We start from the raw sequence: 25,322 nt of genomic DNA on the forward strand, positions 1-25,322 counted from the left end.
GCGGCATTGTCCGGGGACATAATGTCTGCGGCAACGCGCCGACATGTTCAGAGCGCGGCCCGCTATACGCCGAGCGCCCGCGCCAGAAACGCCTGACACTGATCCAACTGGCTACAGTCGATATACTCGTCCGCCTTATGGGCCTGTGCAATCGATCCTGGCCCACAGACGACGGACGGGATCCCCGCCTGCTGAAACAACCCAGCCTCGGTGCCGAACGCCAGCGCGTGAAATCCGGGCTGTTCCGCCGCCGCCGCGCAGCGGTGTTTCAGCATATCCAGCGACGTATCGTCCCGTAAACCAGGATAGGCCGACAGCATCTCAAACTGAATATCCGCGTCGCCAGCGACCTGCCGCATTTGCGGCACGATTTGTCGGCGGGCGAAATAACTCAGATCATCCGCCAGCAAATGGTGATCGCTGCCCGGCAGCGGGCGGATTTCAAAATCGAATTCGCAGCGATCCGGCACCACGTTGACCGCCACGCCGCCGCGCACGGTTCCCGTCTGTACCGTCGACCACGGCGGATCGTAGCACGTATCGGTTAAGCCGCTTTGCCAGTCGCGCCCGCGCTGACGCAGAAACATCATCAGTTCGGCGGCGTATTCGATGGCGTTCACGCCCTGTTGCGGCTGGGAAGAGTGCGCCGCCTGACCGAGCACGGTGCAGCGCCAGGCGCTTTTCCCTTTATGCGCGGTCGCAATTCGCATCATCGTCGGTTCGCCGATGATACACCCTGTCGGGCGGACGGCGTCCCGCGCCAGTTGATCCAGCAGGCCGCGCACGCCGACGCAGCCGATCTCTTCGTCATAGCTGATGGCAATATGTATCGGCTGGGCATCGGCGCCGCGCGTGCCCTGAATAAAACGCGGGGCCAACGCCAGTACGCAGGCGATAAACCCCTTCATGTCCGCCGTTCCGCGCCCATAGAGACGATCGCCGCGCCGTGTCAGCGTGAACGGATCGCTACTCCACGGCTGTCCCGTCACCGGCACGACATCCGAGTGGCCGGAAAGGCAGATCCCGCCCCGCTCCTGCGGCCCGATGGTGGCGTAGAGATTCGCTTGTTGGCCATCGGCGCTGTACACCCGGCGTACGCGAACGCCGTAACCGGCCAGATAGTCCTCCACAAAGTCAATCAGCGCCAGATTGGACTGACGGCTGAGGGTAGGAAAAGCAATCAGTTCGGACAGGATATCAATGGCGGTGGTCATAATGGGCTATCCTCAGGATTTTACGGCGATAACGTCGATTTCCACCCACCATTCCGGGCGCGCCAGCCCGGCGATAGTCAACCCGGTCGATACCGGAAACACGCCTTTCAGCCAGCGCCCCATGATGTTGTAAACCGTTTCACGGTAGCGGATGTCCGTCAGATAGACGGTGATTTTACAAATATCCTCCAGCTTGCTGCCGGATTCTTCGAGCAGCATCTTGATGTTGGACATCGCCTGCTCGGTCTGGGCCGCGACATCGCCTATCCCGACTGACTCGCGGGTATCCAGATTCTGGCCGATTTGTCCGCGCAGAAAGACCATGTTGCCGGCGACCACCGCCTGACAGAGATCGTTGTCCAGATTTTGTTCGGGGTAGGTTTTTTTGGTATTGAACGGGCGGATACGCGTATGTGCCATAGTGTATTTCTCCTGATAAAGCCGTTTTTTAAACCCGCGGGTTTGCGGCAGAGCTTGTCGGTACAATGGTTTGACAAGGTTAATTTTTGGATTAATAGCGTCTTAGGATAAAAACTGTTTCAGTTCCGCGCTTTGCGGATTATCGAAAATAGCCTGCGGCGAACCGGCCTCATGGACTTTCCCCTGATGCATAAACACCACGCGATCGCTCACCTTGCGGGCGAAATTCATCTCATGGGTCACCATAATGATGGTCATACCCTCTTTGGCCAGCTTCTCAATCACCTGTAGTACTTCGCCCACCAGTTCCGGGTCGAGCGCCGAGGTGATCTCATCACACAGCAGAACCTCCGGGTTCATCGCCAGCGCTCTGGCAATCGCCACACGCTGCTGCTGGCCACCCGACAGGCTGTCCGGCCAACTGTCGAACTTTTCCGCCAGCCCGACGCGTTGCAACAGTTGTCGGGCGGCGCGCTCCGCTTCGTCCTTTGGCATTTTCTTCACCAGCGACGGCGCCAGCATAATATTTCTCCCCACGGTGAGATGAGGAAACAGGTTAAAACTCTGGAATATCATACCGACGTCCTGGCGCAGTTCACGCATGGCGGTTTCATCGTCGTATTGGACAGGCTGACCGTCTACGCGCAGTTCCCCCTGCTGGAAGGACTCCAGGCCGTTGATGCAGCGCAGCAGCGTACTCTTGCCCGAACCGCTTTTGCCGATGATGCAAACCACCTCCTGACGTTTTATCTGCAAATCAATGCCCTTCAGCACTTCATTGTCGCCGAAACGCTTATGCAAGTCGCAAATATCGACCAGCGCAAAGCCGCTGGCAAGCTGGGCGGAATTAGTCATGACCGGTTGATCCCCGCGTTAAATGTTTTTCCAGATGCCGACTCCACAGTGACAACGGAAAGCACAGGATGAAATATAAGAGCGCCACGCTGCCATAAACCAAAAATGGCGCGAAGGTGGCATTGGAAATAATCTGTCCCGAACGGGTCAATTCGACAAAACCGATTACCGAGGCCAGCGCGGTGGCTTTCACCGCCTGCACCATAAATCCCACCGTCGGCGCGATAGCCAGACGCATCGCCTGCGGCAGTATCACATAGCGCAACTGTTCACTGAACGACAGTGCCAGACTGGTGGCCGCCTCCCACTGCTGACGCGGAATAGCGGCTACGCTGCCGCGCCAGATTTCGGTGAGAAACGCGCTGGCGTACAGCGTCAGGCATAGGCTGGCGGCGAACAACGGTGGGGTTTCGATGCCGAGCAGTCCCAGTCCGAAGTAGGTCAGAAAGAGCTGCATCAACAGCGGCGTGCCCTGAAACAGATTGACGTAAGCTGCAACCAGGCGCTGCGTCCAGACACCGCAGGACAAACGCCACACCAGCAGAATGCCGCCGACGATGCCGCCGCCGATAAAGGCGATGGCCGACAGCCCCACCGTCCAGCGTAGCGCCAGCAGCAGATTACGGTAGATATCCCACAGTGAGAAATCACTCATTATCGTTTTCCTGATGTCAGCGATTGAAAATACGCCGGGCGCTTTTTTTAACGTCGCTGAACGACAGCCCGGAAGACGGCGGACAAGGGCGGCCCGTCATAAAAATAAAGCGTGGCCCCACCCAATTCAAAAACCGGCGCATCACGATAGCGAGCGCCAGATAGATCGCCGCCGCAATAACGTAGGATTCAAAATTACGAAAGGAGCGGCTGGCGATCAGATTAGCGCTGTACGATAGCTCTTCGGTGGAGATCTGGCTGCACACCGCCGACCCCAGCATGATGATAATCACCTGGCTTACCAGCGACGGCCAGACGCGGGACAGCGATGGCGGCAGCACGACGCGGGTGAAAATCTGCCAGCGACTGAGCGCCAGGCTCTTCGCCGCCTCAACCTGACCACGAGGCGTCGTTTCGATCCCCGCCCGCACGATCTCGGCGGAATAAGCGCCGAGGTTGAGGATCAGCGACGCGACGCTGGCAGTCAGCGCCGACAGTTGCACGCCAGCGGCGGGCAGCCCAAAGAAGATAAAGAAAAGTTGCACGATGTAGGGCGTATTGCGAAAAAGCTCCACGTAACAACCCACCAGAAAACGCAGCCAGGCCGCGCCCCTGGCCCGGCCCCAACCGCAGGCGATACCCAGCAGCAGGCCGAACAGCGTCGCGATCAGCGTCATCACCAACGTCATTATCGTTCCGGTTAATAACAACGGCCACTGTTGCAATACCGTAGCAAAATCAAACATCATCAGGCGTTTTCCCCCACGTTGGGCGCAGTGCCAATAAATCGTCAAGGTCAGGCAGGGTTTCCACCGCCCACAGCCGACCAAGCAAACGCTGCATCTGTATGTCACCCATGACCCGGCCAGCGCAGCGGCGAAATTTGTCGCTCAGTTCGTCATCACTCAGTGGCCGGATGGCCGTTCCCCGCGCCTGTGCGGTAAACCGCTCGTATTTTGTTCCATCCGCCATTTCCAACGTGATCACCGCCCCCTCCGGCGCCCGGCGCAATAGTTCATCGTCGCGCCAGAACGGGCTGGTGATCATCACCACTTTCTCCATCAGTTGCCCCAGCGCAGGGCGGCGCACCGTCTCATCGTTGAGGCAATCCAGCGTCAGCTCGCCATAAAAGAGCGACGCGGCGATGGCGAACGGCAAACTAAACTGCGCCTGCTGAACGGAAACCGGCTTCGGGTAAGCCAGATTGGCCGCTACCAGCAGCGGCACATCACAAACGATGCGCACGATATCACCCACATCGAGCGCCCGTTCGCGCGCCAACGCCATCACGCCGTCCACCGCCGCATGGGAAGAAAGGCACACCGGCAGACGTTTGACGTCGATGCCGGGGTTCAGCAGGCACCAGTTGTCGCCCGCCTCCAGCCGTTCCCGCATAAAGCGCCCTGCGTTGCACAGCGCCGCCAGCCCGTGCGGATGTTCGACGGCATCCGTCGGCCCGCTGGCTCCCTGCCCGGCCAGCAGCGCGGCTATCACGCCCGCCTCGCTGGCTCGTCCTGCCAGCAGCGGCTTGGCGTCGCTGCCGAATACGCTTTTCATCCCGCCGGTTCCGGCGATAGCCAACCCCAGCGCCTGCGCGGTCGTGGCCGCATCCAGCGCCAGCAATCGGGCCGCCGCCGCGCAGGCGCCTACCGATCCCAACACGCCCGTGGTCCACCAGCCGCGTTCATACAGCGTCGTGCCCAACGCCTGCGCCAGCCGGTACTGGCATTCCGACCCGGCCACCAGCGCGGTTATCAGCGCCGCGCCGCTGGCGGAACGGGACTGCGCCAGTGCTAACGCCGCCGGAACAATCACCGCCGAACCGTGCGCAAAACCAGCGTAGCAGTTATCATCAAAATCGAGGGCGTGAGCCGCCGTGGCGTTGACGAACGCCGCCGTTGGCGCGGCCATGCTGACATCGCATCCTGCCGCCTCCGCCCGGCCAACTGCGGCGTACTGCGCCGTCGCCGCCCGCGCCACGCCAGCGACGCGAGTCGCCGAGCCTGCCAGCATGACCCCCAGCGTATCCACCAGGCAGCGCTGCGCCACCCGGCGTACCGGCTGGGGGATCGCCTCCGGTGTCAGAGCCGCCAGCCAATCAGCCAATAGCTGCGTCGCACGTTTTTCCGTCATGCCAGCTTCTCCAGCCCAACCATCATCATTCCGGCAAATCACCAGCCGGCGCGCCCAGCCATTTCTGCGCAATAGCGTCCAGCGAACCGTCCGCCTTAGCGGCGCGTAGGATCTGATTCACTTTGGCGACCAGTTCCGGCTGGTCTTTCGGCATCCCGATATAGCACGGCGAATTGGACAAAATGACCTTCAGTTCCAGATCGAGCCTGGGGTTTTTCTGTTTCATGGCGCCCGCCACCGTCGTGCCGATCGCCACCAGTTCGGTCTGGCCGGACAGGAAAGCGGAGATGGTGCTGTTGTTGTCCTCAAAGCGACGGATTACGGCCTTAGGCGCCATTGTGGTCAACTCTTCGTCCTGCATGGAGCCGCGGGTCACTGCGACGGTTTTGCCCGCCAGTTCGTCAGTGGTGGACGCCTTGACCTTACCGCTGCCAAACACCGCGTCAAAGAAAGGGGCATAGGCAATGCTGTAGTCGATCACTTTGGCGCGTTCTTCCGTTTTCCCCAGCGAGGAGATGGTCATATCCGCCTTGCCGGTTTGCAGGTAGGGTACGCGGTTGGGAGCGGTCACCGGGATCAGCGTCACCTTGACGCCCATCTTTTCGCCGATCAGGCGGGCGACATCGATGTCTACCCCTTGCGGCTGCATATCGCTGCCGACATAGCCATAGGGCGGATAATCCACCGGTACGGCCACACGTAAATTCTTCTGGCTCATAATGTTGTCGAGAACGCTGGCGGCATTGGCCGTCATCACCGCAAACGCCGCTACGACACCGACGAGCGCGGACAACAATGTCTGTCTTTTCATGGCAGTTCTCCTGACTTAGCGTACTGAATAAAGGTTGGGTAACGACTTATTACCGATAAAAAACCCTGGTTTTGGCGCAATAAACCGCTGTTTTTGCCTGCGGCGTAAAAGTGGTTTCTGATAATTATTGTGGCGAGCCGTCGCTAATGTGGCGTTAAAATCAGCTCGCGGACGTTTTTTTAAAATAGCCGGCACGCACTGCCATGCCGATCAGATTGATAAAGAACCGGCAGGCGGTAATCGCCGTAATATTATTCACATCTTTTTTAGGCGTAATTTCGACGATATCCATGCCCACCACGCGGCCTTTTTTCACCAGACCATGAATGAGTTTCCGCGCTTCGCTGTAGGTCACGCCGCCCAGAGCCGGGCCGTTGACTGCGGGCATAATCGTCGGGTCGATCCCATCCGCATCCATAGTGATGTAATAGTTGCCGCCGTCGGGAATACGACTGAGGATGGCCTCGGGGCCTGCGTCATGCAGTTCATGCGCGGTGATCAGATGCGCGCCGTACGCCAGTGCCGCATCTACCTCTTCCTGCCGGGCGGAACCGTTTGCGCGCAGGCCGATCTGGAAGATTTCGCCAACGTGCGCCATCTCCGACGCCCGGCGGATCGGGCTGGAGTAACCGTCTGTGACGCCGTTCACGTCCTGACGCCAGTCAAGGTGCGCGTCGATATGAATCAAGGTAATCGGGCCGACGCCGTCCAGCGCACGCAGCACCGGGATGGGAATGCCGTGGTCGCCCCCAATGATCAACGGCATTCCGCCCAGCGCCAGGATCTTGCGCACCACCGCCTCGGCGGCGTCATAGTGCCGGTTCAACTCGCGTGCATCACCAGCGATATCGCCGCAATCCACCATGCGGATTGGCTGGTTGTCCATCATCGGGCCGCCGATATCGAAGTCATAGCGTTCGAAGCTGCGCAGCGCCCGATCGGTTGCCTGGCGCACCGCCGTCGGCGCATGAGTCTGATCATTGCTGACTTCATCGATCGAGTACGGCGAACCATAGGGAATACCCAATACGGCGATATCCACGGAATCGAGTGTATTTAAATCCGTCACCACTTCCGAATAAAGCAGACTCTTATGACCGTGTTTCGGCGCGGTAGTCAATTCCGGTTTATAGGCAATCATCTCTTTTCTCCTGGTAGCAATAAAAAATTTTAATGTCGCTTGTGACGGCCAGGGATGACCGCCATAAATAACAACGCCCGGCGATAAACGGCGGCGGAATTAATTCAGGCTCCACCACTCTCCCATCGCCCATAATTTTTCTTCGGTACTATTTACCAGGCCTTGCACGTCCACTTTCGCGGTAGCGGCTAATAACGCCACCAATAATTCGCTGACGAGAAAAGCCGGTGTTAACGTGTCAAAAAAAGACGTGGTTTGTTTTTTTACCAGGATGGTTTCGCTGGCGATACGCGCCAACGGCGAACTGGCATTGTCGGTAATAGCCACGACCTGAACCTTCTGCTGTGCCAGATAACGGCTTAACGCCACCGAACGCCTGGCATAAGGAGAAAGACTACATACCAGCAATACGTCTTTCGGGCTGATATTATTATTCATCAGGGCCATGATGCCGCTTTCTCCTGCGCCCTCGATTAAATGGATATTTCCCTGAAAATAATTAGCTACGTGAGCGAAATGGAAGACCACCGGAAATGAAGAGCGCAAACCAAGACAATAAATCATCCGCCCTGAGGAGAGCACTTTCGCCGCCCTGACAATGGCGTCCAGCGTAGCCTTCTCACATAGATTTTGAATATAGGCGGTGGTGGTGTTGGCCAAATCCAACGCCAGCGAGTTTTCGCCCATTTTCTGTTTCATCTCCACCAGCGCAGGCACCCGCGGGGCGTACTCATGCCCCTGTCCCCGCACGGCATCAACGAAAATAGCGCGAATTTCATCGTATCCGGACAGCCCGAGCCGTTTCGCCAGCCGGGTCATGGTGGAAGGGGGAATACCCGCCAGTCGCGCCTGTTCGCGCATCGACATTACGGTCACTTCCTGCGGATGGTCGAGCACAAAACTGGCCGCCAGCCGTTCCTGTTTCGGCAATGACTCAAATCGCTGTTTTATTTGTTGGCACAACGCAAGATGATCCATAAATTAGCCCCTATTTCGCACCGCTACGAAATAGGGATTGCAACCACCATGCCAAAAACGATTCATGTTGATTCACTTGATTCAATATTTGCGGATAATTTGTGGCGTCAAAAGTTAATATTGCAATATAGCCAGAATAAAAATGATTCAAATGAATCATTTTGCGCCAAAAATAATTTAACGCATGGAAATAAACCATTTCATTGGCAGATAAACGATGAATATCGCTTTGCACCAAAATGAAAAATATCCGCCCCCCTATGGTGCAATTGATTATGGCGCGCCGCCGACGGGAATAAAGTAAAGCATGTTGCCTCGAAACCCGGTGCGGCTGGCGGTATACCCTGCGGCTATCGGCATGAATTCCATAATAAATCAGTATGCAAACAATCCTCACGATTGCCGATAGGCTATTAATAGTTAGGATGATATTGATGCCATCTGGAGTCGCTATGTCTTTTTTGCGGAATATTACAATCAGGAAAGTATTGCTGGTTATTCTCAGTCTTTTTCTGCTGTTATGGGGTGGGGTTTCGTGGTTTACGCTGTCCTCGCTTAATCAGGCTACCCATTACCTGACTCTGGGTAATACCCAGGTGGAATCATTAAATACCCTGACGAACGGGACCGATCAGGCGCTGCGCTCGGTGATCCGTATCAACCGGGCAATGACACTGATGCAAAGCGGTAAACTGGATGATATCGATACCACCGTGGCATCGGCTGACGCCGCATTGAAAAGCAGTCAGGAAAATCTTGAAAAATTCAAAAATCAATCACATACGAAAATTGATCAACGTATCGTCGATGAAGTGATCACCACCTGGAGTCAGTTGATCGATAAAGGATTACAGCCGATGATGACCTCTCTGCTGGAAAAACGGTTTGCCGAGTACCGGCGATTGTTCCGCGATGATTTCCAGGCGTTGAACGAAGCATTTATTACAGCGGCAGCCCACTATCAGCAAATCGCATCGGATAACGGCACCGTGCAACATGTCTATAAGCTGGTTGAGTGGTGTAAAAGAATCCTGATCGCGGCAATGGCCGCAGGCGCCATCATTCTGCTGCTGACCGACCGCTATCTGGCAAGTTTTGTGGTGAAACCGCTGATGTTGATAAAAGAGCACTTTCGCACGCTGGCCAGGGGCAAACTGGATCATTCACTGGACGATTTCGGGCGTAACGATGCCGGCCAGTTGGTTCCTTATCTGAGGGAAATGCAGGAAAGCCTGAAAGCGACGGTGATCACCATTCGCAACAGTGCGGATTCGATCTATCAGGGAACGGCGGAGATCAGCGCGGGTAACAACGATCTCTCTTCACGCACCGAACAACAGGCGGCAGCGCTGCAACAAACCGCCGCCAGCATGGAACAACTGGGAACTACAGTAAAACATAACACCGACAACGTTCATCAGGCCACCAAGCTGACGGAAAAAGCGACCTCGGTCGCCAGACAGAGTTGGGAGATGGGACGCGAACTCGGCACCATCATGAACAGCATTGCCACCAGTTCGCGCAAAATCAATGAGATCACCAGTATGATCAACAGTATCGCTTTCCAGACCAATATTCTGGCTCTGAACGCCGCAGTCGAAGCTGCACGCGCCGGTGAACAGGGGCGGGGTTTTGCCGTGGTGGCTGGCGAAGTGCGTAATTTGGCGCAGAAAAGCGCTCAGGCGGCCAAAGAAATCGAAGGGCTGATTGCAGAATCGGTTGAGCGTGTCGATGCAGGTTCCAGACAGGTGATTCGCACCGGAGAAGTGATGGATGGCGTCATTACCTCCATCAGCCAGGTTAACGATCTGATGGGGGAGATCGCCTCCGCCTCGGACGAACAAAGTCAGGGTATCAGCCAGGTAAGCCAGGCTGTGACGGAGATGGACGGTGTGACGCAACAGAACGCCGCGCTGGTGGAGCAATCGGCGGCGGCGGCGGCCTCGCTGGAAGAGCAAGCTCGCCAGCTTATGCAGGCCGTCGCCATTTTTCAACTGGAACAGCAGCAGGAACTCAGCGGAACGTTTTCCGCCGTGCACTCGGCGCCCCGGTTGACTGCACCGGTATCCTGAGACATCAGCCAAGAACAACCGGGCACATTATTCAAAATACCGAACGTTCATTGCCCGGTTGCGTCAGGATTCTGGCGAAAATGGTTACGCAGCGCGTGCTGCAAAGCAAACAACGGCATCGACTGGTGCGACTGTTGGGGGTAGATATCCAGCGTAACACGTAAATTCGGTGAACGGTTTTGCAACGTCCACGCCAGTTCCCGGATCCCGTCGACCATCCGCCGCTGATGACGATGCTGGCGCAGCACAAGACGCTGCTCGTCAGGCAGACCGAGTTCCCACGGTTCCAGCGACTGCTCATATTCCCCTACCGACAAGGCCAGACTAACGGGTTGCGTCATCTCAGCCAACGTGTGCGCCAGAAAAGGTTCAGCTTGCTGGATAAGGTAGCCGCCATTCCACCAGACTGATGGACTGGCGGCATAAAAATGCTGAAAAGCATTCGGAGCAGTAAACAGCGTATCGACAGTAAACAAACCGCCATAAGAATGACCGAATAAGGCTTCACGCCCACAGTCTGTTGGATATCTGGCGGAGATAAAGGATTTTAACTCGGTCTGCATAAAATGACGGAATCCTGCCGCATTCCCTGCCATACCGGACGGATAATACCCGCCCCTCGGGTTCGCTTCCGGCACAATGCGCTCAACGGCGGGACGATAATCCCGTTCACGCCGGGTAGGGCCGTCGTAATCAACCGCAACAATAATACCCGGCCCCACGCCGCAACGCGGGTGGGCCAGCGCCTCCACTAATGATACGGCAGCCGGGAAATAGCGGGCGCCATCCAAAAGATAGATAATCGGCCAGCCCGGCTGCGGCGGGATGATATCAGGGCAAAAAGACATAATGCGGTAGCGCCCACATGCTGCCGAGTCAAACCTCTCATCACGTGTATTGCGTAACTGATACACATATTCTCCCGTACTTAAAACAAAAATCCGGTGGGGTAACGCCCCGCACCGGAAACGATAACGCAACTCCCTCTGACGGCGTGTCCTGGCAACCGGCGCCGACACGCGACGGCGGCTTATCATACCCGCTTAAAAACGGGTATTCAGGCTGACAAAAAAGGTTCTGCCCGGTTCGTTGTAGGTGGCGGCGCCTGCGCCGTACATATAGGACTCCAAACCGGCTCTGGTATTGCCCGTGGTTTGGGCATTCCCCGCACGATACAAACGCTTATCGAATAGATTATCCACACCCACCGTTATGCTGGCATACTTATTCACAGCATAACTACCGCTCAAACCGAAAATGGCATACGGGCTGACTTCATTCGTGCCACTGTCGGTCACGCGGTTGCCTTGATAATCATATTTTTTCGGCTTCTGACGTCCGTACCAGGTCAAATCCGCCAGGAAGGAGAGATCTTCCGTTGCCTGCCAGCTAACCGATGAATTCAGGGTGAACTCAGGAACAATCGACAGATATTCGCCGGTTTCTTTATTTTCGCTTTCAAGTATATAGGTTATGTTGTTATTCCAACTGATACTTTCACTGACGGGAATATTCAACGTCCCCTCCAGCCCCTGCACCACGGCTTTCGGTATATTATCCCACTGGAAAATCCGGGTATTGCTCGCCGTTGTGCCTACCACAGAGGTTCCCGCTTCAATTTTATTGCGGTAATCATTACGGAAATAGGTCACACCGGCCTGATATCCATCACGATGAAATTCAATGCCGATTTCTTTATTAATACTGGTTTCAGCCTCCAAATCCTCATTACCTAACAGATAACAAGGCGTTCTGGTGCCACTGCATCCCTGACCATTGCTATAAAGTAAATAATCGCTGTTAAGCTGGTAAAGGTTTGGCGCTTTATAAGCGCGGGCAATCCCCATTTTCAGCGTAAAGTCTTCGCCCAGCTCCTGCGACAAATTCAGCGACGGACTCCAATTGGTTCCGACCATACTATGATTGTCTAAACGCAGCGCGGGCGTCAGCATGGTACTGGGCGTCAGTTCCAGGTTATCTTCCACGAATACGGAGGCGATACGCGCCGATATGCGGTCACTGCGCGTGCCGGTGGCATAACCGTCGATCGACCCGCCGGAAAGCGCCTGTGATGTGGAAACAGGATCTTTCATTTTTTGCTCTGTCCATTCAACGCCAACGGTAGCAGTCTGATTGAACAGCGCTTCAAAAGGGATATTGACTTCACTATGCGCCGTTACGCTATCCAGTTTGATGGTGCCATAATTATCCATCGCCGAAAATATCCCTTCCGTTCCCCCCGCCAGTCCTTCGCTTATCCGGGTATTCTGGGTACGTTCATATTGCAGATATGACATCGAATTGACGCCGCTGTCCCAATATCCGCGATGGGTAACGGCATAGTTCTGACGGTACATCCGATTGGTTTCACGGCCATAATTGCCGACAACATAGTCGTTGCTGTTGGTATTTTGGGTATCGCCGGCATAAATATTGCCCTGACGGCTCACTCCCGCTTCAAACTCCAGAGATTGCTGTTTGGTGATATCCCAGCGCAGCAGGCCGTTAATATCTTTATTGCGCACCCCTTCCCGCCCGGCAGCCAGTGTATCGGCATAGGAGCCCGTCCGTTCCGACTGATGACCTTGATTGATATCTCTGGCATCGGCCTGGGTTTTATTCAGATTGCCGTACAGACGGAAACTCAGGTTATCGGTCAGGCCGCCCATCAGGCTGAAGTCGGTACGTTTAGTCGCCCCTTCAGACTTATGCTCCGGCATATTCATATAGGTATTCCAGCTACCATGCAGTTCCTGGGCAGGCTGTTTGGTAATAATGTTAATCACCCCGCCCGCGGCGCCATTACCGTAACGCGCCGCCGCCGGCCCGCGCAACACTTCGATACGCTCCACCATATCGGCTGGCACCCAGTTGGTATCGCCACGGCTGTCACGCTCGCCGCGCCAGCCATAACGCACCGCGTTGCGGCTGGAAACCGGTTTGCCATCCACCAGTATCAGGGTGTTTTCCGGCCCCATACCACGGATATCAATCTGACGATTATTCCCACGCTGACCACTGGAAGAATTACCGGAAAGATTTACCCCCGGCATGGTGCGGATCAGCTCAGACAGATCGTTAGCCGGTGGCCGTTTGCTGATATCTTCTGCGGTGATCACCGACACACCCGGCGCCTGGCGGGTTTGCTCTGCGGCGGTCACCACTATCGTGTCGGAGGCATCAGATGCGGCGTCCAACTGAGTCTGTTGGGTAGCGGCGGTATCCGCCGCTGGCGTCTCGGCCCAGGTCAGGAAAGGCGTCGTCGAACAGCTCAGTCCGATAAGGGTCGCCAGGTAGTGACGCGGAGGTAGTCTTATCATTAAAATCGCCCTGTAAAATCATAATTTGAAAGACGCTGATGCTGACCGTCAACGAAAAATGCTATTGAGAAGTATTTGCATTACCAATTCGGCGCAGTCATTGTTACATTTGTTTTTCAGGGCTGGGTTTGTGCAAACAGCGAATTGCTTTGCGAAAGCGGCAAAATGACCGACGATAACCAGACAGTATCAGGGGAGATCATGCAAAATCATGTTCCATCGTCAAAATCGATTTATAAGAATCACATCGTTCAGCAATCCAGTCTGGTCTCAAATGACTACCGCTTGCTGGGATCGAGGTTAATTGACGATACCCCCGTACTGTTCGGCAGTTTCGATGTAATACAACTGAACCGTGATCTGATTCTGCATACGGCGGATGTGATCAACCTTCACAACATGAAAACGCAAGGCGTACTGAACGGCGCGATAAAACTGGCTATCGTGGTAAACGGTATCGCGCACATCACCTATGATGAAAAGTTGCTACATCTGGGAAATCACCAGCCTGCTTCACTGATTTCACTGACCGAGCCCACACTGTTTAGCCGCAGCGGAAAACGGGATGAATACGAACGCACCGTTTCGCTCACCTTTAGCCGGGAATGGCTTTACGGCAATCTGCTGGACAGCGTCGGCGACTGGCAGGCTATTTATGACTTCACGCAAATCCATCTTGCCACCCATTTATGGACGCCTTCGCGTCAGGCGCTGGCTATTGCCTGGCAGATTCTGAATGCCGGCCCCTGCCAAACCCCCCTGCAACGTCTGTATCTGGAAACTCAATGTATGTTGCTGATCATTGAGGCTTTCAGCTCACTCGCCAATCACGCGTTACAGGATAAAACCGCGCCCGGCGTCACCTTGCGCAATCATCATCGCGTCCATCAGGTCAGGGATATGCTGGAAAGCGGCGCTGCCGACCAGCTCTCCATCACTGACATCGCCAAAAGCGTCAGCATGAGTGAAAGTACGCTGCAACGTCATTTTCGCCAGACATTCAACATAACGGTATTTGAATATCTGCGTAACTGCCGTTTACAGCGGGCGATGCTGGCCCTGCAAAAAGACGGCATCGGCATTCCCCAGGCCGCCAGTATCGCCGGCTATAACAGCCCGGCCAACTTTGCCACCGCACTGCGCCGGGTGTTTGGCATCACGCCGGGGCAGCTAAAAGATCGTTTCTGACGCCTTTTCCCGCCTCACACATATAACCAAAAAGAATGTTTAATTCAGTTTGGTTATTAATCATCAATCGGCTGATCACAGTAGATTAAGGTATCTCCATTGCTGACCTTCCGCTATTTATGACAAATTTTTCTGACTTAACAGCTACACTCGCCCACCACATTACGCACAGTTCACCAGACCAGACGGCCATTGATGCTGCCCGCCTGGGCGTCACCGATTTTGTCGCCGCCGCATTACCGATAACCCAGGACGCCATCATTGACAGCGGCCTTATCCCGCTAAAACAGGTGTTTAGCGGTGCAGACAGCCTGACCCACAGTCTAATATTGGGCTATGTCGGCCACGCGTTGGACTTTGACGATTACCACCCCGCGTTTCGGGGTCACCCCAGCACCGTTATCCTGCCTGCCTTGTTTGCGCTGGCAGCGGAAAACCCATCAATAACGGAAGAGGCGTTTCTCACGGCTTATGCGATCGGTGTGGAAGTCGCGGGAAGAAGCGGTCTTGCCTGCGGCCCGCGCCACTATAGTCTCGGCTATCATAACACCGCCACACTGGGGGCCATTGCGGCGGCGGCGGCGGCGGCGCGTCTGGCTGGCGCCTCCGTTGAACAGACACAGAATATTCTCGGCCTTGCGGCAACCCAGGCGGCAGGTTTGCGCGCCCAGTTTGGTTCAGCGGTAAAACCGCTTCATGCCGGGCTGGCCGCCAGAGCTGGCCTCACCGCAGTAAAACTGGGGCTGGCCGGCTTCAACGGGAATAGCCAACAGGTTGTGGAAGCCTTTCTGGCCGCGCATGGCGATCAGAAACAACAGCCCGAATTACTGGTCAAATCCTGGGGGACGCCGTGGCGGATCCTGTCTCCCGGTCTGGAATTCAAACGCTACCCAACCTGCGGCGGAACGCACAGTGCAGCGGAAGCCGCTTTCAAGTTAAGAGAACAGTGGCAGGCACAACGTGAAGCTGGCTCATCACTCGCGGATAATATAGAAAGCATCACCGTCACTTTTCCACCGGGCGGCGATATCGCCCCGTTTATCCGCAAAGCCACCACCGGTGTGGAAGCTCGGTTCAGTCTGGAATATGTGATTGCCGTGGCACTGCTGGAGGGGGAACTGAAACTGACGCGCTTTGCGGAAGTCCCGGTAGAACCGGCAATCGCCGCGCTGGCAGACAAGGTTACTCGGATAGCAGACGAAACCGCGCCGCCGGACGAGCTTGACCCGGATGCCCGTTTCCATGAAGTCACCCTGGTTCTGCAAGACGGTTCAAGGATGACAAGCCGCGTTACCCGGCAGGAAACCGCGGCGCAGCGAACCGATCTCGGAGCGAAACTAAGACAGAATATCAGTACTCTGCCGCATCTGGACAGTGAACAGATTCTCGAACGCTGTTCATTGAAAGCGGCAGGGGATCTGAACTATTTGCTGACGCTGCTGCTTAACTGAAGCGTAGCGCCCAGACTAAAAATCCGGCGCTTTCAGCGCCGGATGCCGATGTTTGAAAAAGGAATTCATTTATCATCAAAGCGTTAATCTTCAGAATGCATCCCCCGCTTCCACGGGGGATGATAACCAGAGATTAATCGTCGGAAGAGAAAGGCGGGGTTATTTCTTTTTCGCTTTCGGGTTAGGCAAATCAGTGATGCTGCCTTCATAAATTTCAGCCGCCAGGCCGACAGATTCATGCAGCGTCGGGTGAGCATGGATAGTCAGCGCAATATCTTCCGCATCACAACCCATCTCAATCGCCAGACCGATTTCACCTAACAGCTCACCGCCGTTAGTCCCGACAATCGCCCCGCCGATAATGCGATGCGTCTCTTTGTCGAAAATCAGTTTAGTCATACCGTCTGAACAGTCGGAAGCGATGGCACGGCCAGACGCCGCCCACGGGAAAATCGCCGTTTCATAGCTGATACCTTTCTCTTTCGCTTCTTTCTCTGTCAGCCCGACCCACGCCACTTCCGGCTCGGTATAGGCAATGGACGGGATCACCTTCGGATCGAAGTAGTGTTTCTTACCGGCGATCACTTCAGCGGCGACATGGCCTTCATGCACGCCTTTGTGTGCCAGCATTGGCTGACCAACGATGTCGCCAATCGCATAAATGTGCGGCACATTGGTGCGCAACTGCTTATCAACACGGATAAAACCGCGATCGTCAACTTCCACGCCAGCCTTGCCTGCATCAAGATTCTTGCCGTTCGGTACACGGCCAATCGCCACCAGCACCGCGTCATAACGCTGTGGTTCAGCCGGCGCTTTTTTACCTTCCATCGTGACGTAGATACCGTCTTTCTTGGCTTCTACCGCCGTCACTTTGGTTTCCAGCATCAGCGTAAACTGCTTGCTGATACGCTTGGTGAACACTTTGACGATATCTTTATCGGCAGCCGGGATCACCTGATCAAACATTTCCACTACGTCGATCTGAGAACCCAGAGCATGGTACACGGTGCCCATTTCCAGACCGATAATGCCGCCGCCCATAATCAACAGACGTTCCGGCACGTTTTTCAGCTCCAGCGCATCGGTGGAATCCCATACACGCGGGTCATCATGCGGAATAAACGGCAGTTGGATCGGACGGGAACCCGCCGCAATGATCGCGTTTTCAAAATTGATCGTCGTCTCGCCGTTTTCACCGTTAACCACCAGTGTGTTGGCCCCGGTGAATTTGCCCAAACCGTTAACCACTTTAACCTTACGGGCTTTCGCCATACCAGACAGGCCGCCGGTCAACTGGTTGATCACTTTTTCTTTCCACAGGCGGATTTTATCAATATCGGTTTTAGGTTCACCGAACACAATGCCGTGTTCCGCCAACGCTTTGGCTTCTTCAATCACTTTGGCAACGTGCAATAATGCTTTGGAAGGGATACAGCCAACATTCAGACACACACCACCCAGCGTGGCGTAGCGCTCTACCAGTACGGTTTCCAGGCCTAAGTCCGCACAGCGGAATGCCGCAGAATACCCTGCGGGGCCGGCGCCAAGTACCACCACCTGAGCTTTAATTTCAGTACTCATCATGACCTCTTGTTTTGATTGTCCGGCGGGTCAGACGACATTCTTATGGCGAGTTAATTCAAGTACGCCCTTCATCCACCGGGACGCTTCCACCGTCAGCAGTTTACAGAGTTGTTAATAATCTGCAAAGCGCCTTCGGTGAAGAGTGTCTCACTAGTGCCGCCTGATAACATTTATGCCTCTAAACCCACTCTTTATGTTTTTAGAAACGTAATGATTGTTAGCAACACTGACGTTAACAAAAAGGCTGGCCGAAAGGCCAGCCTTTACGGTTACATCACCAGACGACGAATGTCAGACAGCATGTTGTTGATGATGGTAATAAAGCGTGCACCATCAGCACCGTCAATGACACGATGGTCGAAGGACAGAGATATCGGCATCATCAGACGCGGCGTAAACTCTTTTCCGTTCCAGACCGGTTCCATCGCCGACTTGGACACGCCCAGGATAGCCACTTCCGGCGCGTTGACAATCGGCGCGAAATGCGTCGTACCCAGGCCGCCGATGCTGGAGATAGTGAAACATCCCCCCTGCATTTCGCCTGCGGTCAACTTACCGTCACGCGCTTTCTTGGAGATAGCCATCAGTTCACGAGACAACTCGATGATGCCTTTTTTATTCACATCTTTGAACACCGGAACCACCAGACCATTCGGAGTATCAACCGCCACACCGATGTTGATGTATTTCTTCAGCGTCAGACGTTGGGCATCTTCGGATAGCGAACTGTTGAAACGGGGCATCTGTTCAAGAGCAGCGGCAACGGCTTTCATGATGAAAACAACCGGGGTGATCTTCACATCCAGTTTTTTCTTCTCAGCGTCTACGTTCTGCTGTTTGCGGAACGCTTCCAGATCGGTGATATCCGTTTTGTCGAAATGCGTAACATGCGGGATCATCACCCAGTTACGGCTCAGGTTGGCACCGGAGATTTTCTGGATACGGCCCAGTTCGACTTCTTCAATTTCACCGAACTTGCTGAAGTCCACTTTCGGCCACGGCAACATACCTGGCAGACCGCCACCGCTGGCAGCCGGAGCTGACTCGGCGCGTTTAACCGCCTCTTTAACATAAGCCTGAACGTCTTCGCGCAGGATACGGCCTTTACGGCCCGTGCCCTTCACTTTTGCCAGATTAACGCCAAATTCACGGGCCAGACGACGAATAACCGGCGTCGCGTGAACGTAAGCGTCGTTCTCGGCAAATTCGCCCTTGCTTTCAGACTTCTCGGCGGGTTGCGGGGCGGCGGCTTTTTCTTCTTTTTCCGCCGGGGCAGCTTGCGCTTTGCCCTCTTCTTTGGCTGGTGTCGGTGCGGCATCAGCGCCACCCGCCACGTCAAACACCATAATCAGCGAGCCGGTTTTCACCTTGTCGCCGGTGCTGATTTTGATCTCTTTCACCGTGCCGGCAAACGGCGCGGGGACTTCCATTGAAGCCTTATCACCCTCAACGGTGATTAAAGACTGTTCGGCTTCAACGCTGTCACCCACTTTAACCAGCACTTCGGTAACTTCGACTTCATCATCACCGATATCCGGCACGTCAACGTTTTTACTGGCGCTGGCCGCAGCGGCAGCCGGTTTGGCGTCTTCTTTTTTCTCTTCTTTCTCTTCTGCCTCGGCAGGGGCAGCATCGGCTGCACCGTCGGCGGAATCGAAAATCATGATCAGTTTGCCAGTTTCAACTTTGTCGCCGACAGCAACTTTGATCTCTTTAACTACACCGGCCTGCGGGGAAGGAACTTCCATTGAAGCCTTATCGCCTTCAACGGTTATCAGCGACTGTTCAACTTCTACTTTGTCGCCCACCTTCACCATCACTTCGGTGACTTCAACTTCATCTGCACCGATGTCCGGTACGTTGATTTCGATAGCCATGTAATCTTTACCTCTTATGCCAGACGCGGGTTGACTTTATCTGCATCGATCTCGAACTTGGCGATTGCGTCGGCAACCACTTTCTTATCGATTTCACCGCGTTTAGCCAGTTCACCCAGGGCCGCAACCACGACGTAAGACGCATCCACTTCAAAGTGATGACGCAGGTTCTCACGGCTGTCGGAACGCCCGAAACCATCGGTGCCCAGAACGCGATAATCGCTGGCAGGAATGAAGTTGCGGATTTGTTCAGCAAACAACTTCATATAATCGGTTGAGGCGACGGCAGGCGCATCACTCAATACCTGAGCCACATAAGGAACACGTGGTTCGTCGGTTGGGTGCAGCATGTTCCAACGCTCACAATCCTGACCATCACGCGCCAGTTCAGTGAAGGACGTTACGCTGAATACATCAGAACCTATGCCATAGTCTTTCGCCAAAATCTGCGCCGCTTCACGCACGTGACGCAGGATAGAACCGGATCCAAGCAATTGTACCTTACCTTTACTGCCATCAAGGGTTTCCAACTTGTAGATACCCTTACGGATACCCTCTTCCGCCCCCTGCGGCATAGCCGGCATGTGGTAGTTTTCGTTCAGCGTGGTGATGTAGTAATAAATGTTCTCCTGCGCTTCGCCATACATGCGATGCAAACCGTCATGCATGATGACAGCCACTTCATAAGCATAGGCCGGATCGTAGGAAATACAGTTCGGGATAGTCAGAGACTGAATGTGGCTGTGACCATCTTCATGCTGCAAGCCTTCGCCGTTCAGCGTGGTACGGCCTGACGTCCCGCCGATCAGGAAGCCGCGAGCCTGTTGGTCGCCCGCTGCCCAGCACAGATCGCCGATACGCTGGAAACCAAACATGGAGTAGTAGATGTAGAACGGGATCATCGGCAGGTCATTGGTGCTGTAAGACGTTGCCGCCGCCAGCCAGGATGAACCTGCGCCCAGTTCGTTAATCCCTTCCTGCAAGATCTGCCCTTTCTCGTCTTCTTTGTAATAAGCAACCTGCTCACGGTCCTGCGGGGTGTACTGCTGACCGTTCGGGCTGTAAATACCAATCTGACGGAACAGCCCTTCCATACCAAAGGTGCGCGCTTCATCAGCGATAATCGGCACCAGACGATCTTTGATCGACTTGTTCTTCAGCATCACGTTCAGGACGCGAACGAAAGCGATAGTGGTGGAAATTTCTTTATTCTGCTCTTCCAACAAGGTGTTGAAATCTTCCAGCGTCGGCAGTTCCAGCGTTTCGCTGAATGTCGGCTGACGAGTCGGCAGGTAGCCTTCCAGTGCCTGACGGCGCTCATGCAGATATTTGTATTCTTCAGAATCTTTATCGAAGGTGATAAGCGGCAGTTTTTCGACGTCTTCATCACTGACCGGCACATTAAAACGATCGCGGAAGTAACGCACGCCTTCCATGTTGATTTTCTTAACCTGGTGAGCGATGTTCTTACCTTCCGCCGCCTCGCCCATACCGTAACCTTTAATGGTATGCGCCAGAATAACCACCGGCTTGCCTTTGGTTTCCTGTGCTTTTTTCAGCGCGGCATAGACTTTCTTCGAATCATGACCACCACGGTTCAGTGCCCAAATCTGATCGTCAGTCCAGTCTTTCACCAGCGCGGCGGTTTCAGGGTATTTGCCGAAGAAGTGCTCGCGGACATAAGCGCCGTTCTTGGATTTAAAGGTCTGGTAATCACCGTCAACGGTTTCATTCATCAGTTGGATCAGTTTACCGCTGGTGTCTTTACGCAGCAGTTCGTCCCAACGTCCACCCCAGATAACTTTGATCACTTCCCAGCCAGCGCCGCCGAAGATACCTTCCAGTTCGTTAATGATCTTGCCATTACCGGTAACCGGGCCATCAAGACGTTGCAGGTTACAGTTGATAACGAAGACCAGGTTATCCAGTTTTTCACGGGTTGCGATGGTAATCGCCCCTTTGGATTCCGGTTCGTCCATTTCACCGTCGCCCAGGAAAGCATAAACGGTCTGTTTAGACGTATCTTTCAGGCCACGGTGTTCCAGATATTTCAGGAACTTAGCCTGATAGATTGCGCCAATCGGCCCCAGCCCCATGGATACGGTCGGGAACTGCCAGAATTCCGGCATCAATTTTGGATGCGGGTAAGAAGACAAGCCCTTACCATGCACTTCCTGACGGAAGTTGTTCATCTGTTCTTCAGTCAGGCGGCCTTCAAGGAAAGCACGGGCATAAATGCCGGGAGAGATGTGGCCCTGAAAGTACACCAGATCGCCACCGTCCTGCGCATTACGCGCACGGAAAAAGTGGTTAAAGCACACTTCATAGAAGGTGGCGGAAGACTGGAAAGAAGCCATGTGGCCGCCCAGATCCAGATCTTTTTTCGACGCACGCAGCACCGTCATAATCGCATTCCAACGAATCGCGGAACGGATACGACTTTCCAGAGTCAGGTTACCTGGATATTCCGGTTCGTCTTCCACTGCGATGGTGTTCACGTATTGGCGGGCAGCACTGCCTGCGGCAACGCTCACCCCACCTTTACGCGCTTCACTCAGTACCTGATCAATCAGGAACTGAGCGCGCTCAACACCCTCTTCACGGATGACCGATTCGATCGCCTGCAGCCAGTCGCGGGTTTCGATCGGATCCACGTCATTATTTAAACGATCTGACATGGTTATTCCTTATCTTCTCTAATAAGTTAGTTTGTTGGAGCCTGTCTTCCTGTGCTCTGACTCATCCAGATCCAAGTAAAGCACATGAAGACAGGCTCATCGTCGTAGTCGCCGTATTCAGCGTCCCAAAAGACAAAACAGGACGCTCAATCCTTACGTTGCTGGAGCCGGCGTAATGACCTTTCTCGTCGGCTATTTTCCCTGTTAAGATCCAGCAATACTTCCTCAATAAACGCCAGATGGCGATGTGATGCTTCGCGTGCCTTCTCTGGCTCACGGGCAACAATCGCCTCAAAAATTCCGGCGCGATGAATGCTCACCCGCGCCAGCACTTCCCGGCTTAGATATAGCAATTCAAAATTCTGTCTTACGTTCTGCTCAAGCATCGGCCCCATACAGCGCAGCAGATGCAACAGCACCACATTATGGGTGGCTTCAGTTACCGCAATCTGATACTGCATAACCGCTTCCGACTCTGCGTCTAAATCTCCCGCATCTCTGGCCTGCTGAATGACTTCATGGCAATCCCGGATACGCTGCAAATCTGACTCGGTTCCGCGTAAAGCGGCATAGTAGGCAGCAATACCTTCCAGCGCGTGGCGGGTTTCCAGCAGATCAAATTGTGATTCGGGATGGTTACTCAGTAATTCCGCCAGCGGATCGCTGACGCTTTGCCACAGATTGGCCTGAACGAAAGTACCACCACCCTGACGGCGCAAAAGTAACCCTTTGGCTTCAAGGCGTTGAATGGCTTCTCTCAGAGAAGGACGGGAAACTTCAAACTGTTTGGCCAGTTCACGTTCAGGAGGGAGCTTCTCACCGGGGCGCAAGGTTCCTTCAAGGATCAGAAACTCAAGTTGTTGCTCAATCACATCTGACAGTTTAGGCTGCCGGATCTTGCTGTATGCCATAGTGGATTCATCTCTGCGAATGGCGCGGAGTCAATTGGTAATACCAATTTCAAAAACGTGACGTTAAAGTAACAAAGTATTCACCTTCTGTCCATAAGGACGTTGAGCAAAACCACCAATCCCTCCATATTTTAACAACTGCACCAGAGGCAGGCGGCAAAGTGGTAGTCCACCTGTGGTCTTACCATAAATTCCCCTTGCTTATATTTTAACTTTTATGAAACGTAAAGCAGGCAATGCTGAACCGTTTAAACAATAGTAAAATGAATTTTTACTCAAAATAAATGAATTATTATTCAATACTAATCACCGGGTAATAAAAACAACGTTGCTGAAAAGGGTGAAGGATAATAAAGGAACGGAACGCCAACAAATTCTCAGGCAATCAGGGTGATGATTTACGGGAGAGACATTGATGTCGCTATAATTTTTCTTTATACGCCAGCAAGAAATCAGTGCAATATTGTTTGCTTGTCACTATTCTCTGACAAACGGTAGATGCTGAGAAATAGTCATCTGCATCTCACCGTAATAATAAAATTACACAAACGTAAAGCGTAAACTAACGCGCTTTTCAGGGCTGTTTGATTTTTGTTCACTATGGTAGAGGGTTAAATTAATGGATGGTCAACAACAGGACGGAACGCTAAAGCGTGGCTTAAAAAACCGTCATATTCAGTTGATTGCCCTGGGTGGCGCGGTGGGAACCGGGCTTTTTCTCGGCATCGCTCAAACCATCAAAATGGCTGGACCGTCAGTTATTTTGGGGTACGCAATAGGTGGGGTGATTGCATTTCTTATCATGCGGCAACTGGGGGAAATGGTGGTAGAGGAGCCAGTAGCCGGTTCTTTCAGCCATTTTGCCTATAAATACTGGGGAGATTTTGCAGGGTTCTCCTCTGGCTGGAACTACTGGGTGTTGTATGTTCTGGTGGCGATGGCCGAACTGAGCGCCGTGGGTATTTATGTCCAGTATTGGTGGCCAGATATTCCAACCTGGGTTTCTGCCGCCGTTTTTTTTCTGGTGATAAACGCCATTAATCTGGCGAACGTCAAAGTTTACGGCGAAATGGAATTCTGGTTCGCCATCATTAAAGTAGTGGCCATTATCGGTATGATCGTATTTGGCGGCTGGCTGTTACTCAGCGGCACCGGAGGCCCGGAAGCGACCGTCACCAACCTGTGGGCGCAGGGAGGGTTCTTCCCGAATGGCATATCCGGATTGGTGATGGCAATGGCGGTAATCATGTTCTCATTCGGTGGACTGGAACTGGTTGGGATCACCGCCGCTGAAGCAAATAACCCGGAAAAGAGCATTCCACAGGCGACCAATCAGGTTATCTACCGTATTCTGATCTTTTATATCGGTTCCCTGACCGTTCTTCTGTCGCTTTATCCGTGGGGCAAGGTGGTCGAAGGCGGCAGCCCCTTTGTGATGATCTTCCATGAACTGAACAGCAATGTGGTGGCAACCGTACTGAACATCGTGGTACTGACCGCAGCGCTTTCGGTATACAACAGTTGTGTGTATTGCAACAGTCGGATGCTTTATGGCCTGTCTAAACAAGGCAATGGCCCTAAAGTGCTGCAAACGGTCGATAGCCGCGGCGTTCCGGTGGTCGCCATTGGTATTTCCGCACTGGCCACCGCGCTGTGCGTGCTGATCAACTATCTGATCCCCGGTAAAGCCTTTGAATTGTTGATGGCACTGGTGGTTTCCGCACTGGTGATCAACTGGGCGATGATCAGTCTTGCCCACCTGAAGTTCCGGGCGAAAAAAGACAGTGAAGGCATCGTCACCAAGTTTAAAGCGCTGCTTTATCCGCTAGGTAACTATATTTGCCTGCTGTTTCTGGCGGGTATTCTGGTCGTCATGTACCTGACGCCGGGAATTCGGATTTCAGTGCTGTTGATCCCGGTATGGCTGGTTGTTCTGGGTATCGGTTACTTTATCAAACAGAAAAATCAGACTCGTTAAACTGCTAGACAGCAGACAATTACTGATGATTATCCTCACTCAAATGGCCGGTAT

Annotated in this window: 20 protein-coding genes; 5 read left to right on the plus strand and 15 right to left on the minus strand. The window is 53.9% G+C overall.

Going from position 1 to position 25,322, the window contains the following annotated elements; translation table 11 throughout:
* Positions 1-62: 62 nt before the first annotated feature.
* The 9 genes from argE to BIY29_RS00115 all read right to left on the minus strand — a co-directional run bounded on the left by argE (position 63) and on the right by BIY29_RS00115 (position 8,206).
* Positions 63-1,214 (minus strand): acetylornithine deacetylase, encoded by a 1,152-nt coding sequence (gene argE, locus BIY29_RS00075; RefSeq protein WP_121572674.1) that lies wholly within the window; start codon positions 1,212-1,214, stop codon positions 63-65.
* A gap of 12 nt (positions 1,215-1,226) precedes the next feature.
* Positions 1,227-1,634 (minus strand): RidA family protein, encoded by a 408-nt coding sequence (locus BIY29_RS00080; protein ID WP_121572675.1) that lies wholly within the window; start codon positions 1,632-1,634, stop codon positions 1,227-1,229.
* 102 nt (positions 1,635-1,736) lie between these two features.
* On the minus strand, positions 1,737-2,489 hold the full coding sequence (locus BIY29_RS00085) for an amino acid ABC transporter ATP-binding protein (protein ID WP_121572676.1): 753 nt from the start codon (positions 2,487-2,489) through the stop codon (positions 1,737-1,739).
* Positions 2,482-3,144, minus strand: a complete 663-nt coding sequence (locus BIY29_RS00090) for an amino acid ABC transporter permease (protein WP_121572677.1) — start codon at positions 3,142-3,144, stop codon at positions 2,482-2,484. The genes BIY29_RS00085 and BIY29_RS00090 overlap by 8 nt, the downstream gene beginning before the upstream one ends.
* 16 nt (positions 3,145-3,160) lie before the next feature.
* Positions 3,161-3,892: an amino acid ABC transporter permease gene (locus tag BIY29_RS00095; RefSeq protein WP_121572678.1), complete on the minus strand. Its 732-nt coding sequence runs from the start codon at positions 3,890-3,892 to the stop codon at positions 3,161-3,163.
* Positions 3,882-5,276, minus strand: a complete 1,395-nt coding sequence (locus BIY29_RS00100; RefSeq protein WP_121572679.1) for an MmgE/PrpD family protein — start codon at positions 5,274-5,276, stop codon at positions 3,882-3,884. Before BIY29_RS00100 ends, BIY29_RS00095 begins: the two co-directional genes overlap by 11 nt.
* A gap of 25 nt (positions 5,277-5,301) precedes the next feature.
* Positions 5,302-6,087, minus strand: coding sequence for a transporter substrate-binding domain-containing protein (locus BIY29_RS00105; protein ID WP_121572680.1), 786 nt, complete (start codon positions 6,085-6,087; stop codon positions 5,302-5,304).
* 160 nt (positions 6,088-6,247) lie between these two features.
* Entirely contained in the window at positions 6,248-7,228 is a 981-nt protein-coding gene (locus BIY29_RS00110; protein ID WP_121572681.1) for an agmatinase, read from the minus strand.
* A 99-nt stretch (positions 7,229-7,327) separates the two neighbouring features.
* Positions 7,328-8,206, minus strand: coding sequence for a MurR/RpiR family transcriptional regulator (locus tag BIY29_RS00115; protein ID WP_121572682.1), 879 nt, complete (start codon positions 8,204-8,206; stop codon positions 7,328-7,330).
* A gap of 48 nt (positions 8,207-8,254) precedes the next feature.
* On the opposite strand from BIY29_RS00115, the gene BIY29_RS20000 reads away from it, so the two are divergent.
* The gene (locus BIY29_RS20000) at positions 8,255-8,449 is read left to right on the plus strand and encodes a hypothetical protein (protein ID WP_147437127.1); all 195 of its coding nucleotides are present in this window, start codon (positions 8,255-8,257) and stop codon (positions 8,447-8,449) included.
* Positions 8,450-8,658: 209 nt separating this feature from the next.
* On the plus strand, positions 8,659-10,278 hold the full coding sequence (locus tag BIY29_RS00125) for a methyl-accepting chemotaxis protein (RefSeq protein WP_121572684.1): 1,620 nt from the start codon (positions 8,659-8,661) through the stop codon (positions 10,276-10,278).
* A gap of 47 nt (positions 10,279-10,325) precedes the next feature.
* Here the strand turns inward: BIY29_RS00125 and BIY29_RS00130 are convergent, their stop codons facing one another.
* Together BIY29_RS00130 and BIY29_RS00135 are read right to left on the minus strand one after the other, a co-directional pair.
* The gene (locus tag BIY29_RS00130; protein WP_240629886.1) at positions 10,326-11,192 is read right to left on the minus strand and encodes an alpha/beta hydrolase; all 867 of its coding nucleotides are present in this window, start codon (positions 11,190-11,192) and stop codon (positions 10,326-10,328) included.
* A gap of 129 nt (positions 11,193-11,321) precedes the next feature.
* Entirely contained in the window at positions 11,322-13,598 is a 2,277-nt protein-coding gene (locus BIY29_RS00135; RefSeq protein ID WP_121572686.1) for a TonB-dependent siderophore receptor, read from the minus strand.
* Positions 13,599-13,799: 201 nt separating this feature from the next.
* Between BIY29_RS00135 and BIY29_RS00140 the strand changes: the two genes are divergently transcribed.
* Positions 13,800-14,786, plus strand: coding sequence for a helix-turn-helix transcriptional regulator (locus BIY29_RS00140; protein ID WP_121572687.1), 987 nt, complete (start codon positions 13,800-13,802; stop codon positions 14,784-14,786).
* A gap of 119 nt (positions 14,787-14,905) precedes the next feature.
* Entirely contained in the window at positions 14,906-16,237 is a 1,332-nt protein-coding gene (locus BIY29_RS00145; protein ID WP_121572688.1) for an MmgE/PrpD family protein, read from the plus strand.
* A gap of 159 nt (positions 16,238-16,396) precedes the next feature.
* Here BIY29_RS00145 and lpdA read toward each other — a convergent pair whose 3' ends face one another.
* The 4 genes from lpdA to pdhR all read right to left on the minus strand — a co-directional run bounded on the left by lpdA (position 16,397) and on the right by pdhR (position 23,290).
* On the minus strand, positions 16,397-17,821 hold the full coding sequence (gene lpdA, locus BIY29_RS00150) for a dihydrolipoyl dehydrogenase (protein ID WP_121572689.1): 1,425 nt from the start codon (positions 17,819-17,821) through the stop codon (positions 16,397-16,399).
* Between the two features lie 272 nt (positions 17,822-18,093).
* Entirely contained in the window at positions 18,094-19,701 is a 1,608-nt protein-coding gene (gene aceF, locus BIY29_RS00155; RefSeq protein WP_121572690.1) for a pyruvate dehydrogenase complex dihydrolipoyllysine-residue acetyltransferase, read from the minus strand.
* Between the two features lie 14 nt (positions 19,702-19,715).
* Positions 19,716-22,379: a pyruvate dehydrogenase (acetyl-transferring), homodimeric type gene (gene aceE / locus BIY29_RS00160; RefSeq protein WP_121572691.1), complete on the minus strand. Its 2,664-nt coding sequence runs from the start codon at positions 22,377-22,379 to the stop codon at positions 19,716-19,718.
* Between the two features lie 146 nt (positions 22,380-22,525).
* Positions 22,526-23,290: a pyruvate dehydrogenase complex transcriptional repressor PdhR gene (pdhR, locus tag BIY29_RS00165; protein WP_121572692.1), complete on the minus strand. Its 765-nt coding sequence runs from the start codon at positions 23,288-23,290 to the stop codon at positions 22,526-22,528.
* Positions 23,291-23,909: 619 nt separating this feature from the next.
* Between pdhR and BIY29_RS00170 the strand changes: the two genes are divergently transcribed.
* On the plus strand, positions 23,910-25,268 hold the full coding sequence (locus tag BIY29_RS00170; RefSeq protein ID WP_121572693.1) for an amino acid permease: 1,359 nt from the start codon (positions 23,910-23,912) through the stop codon (positions 25,266-25,268).
* The last annotated feature ends 54 nt before the right edge of the window (positions 25,269-25,322 follow it).

The sequence above is a fragment of the Brenneria alni genome (assembly GCF_003666245.1).
Classification (GTDB): Bacteria; Pseudomonadota; Gammaproteobacteria; order Enterobacterales; family Enterobacteriaceae; genus Brenneria; species Brenneria alni.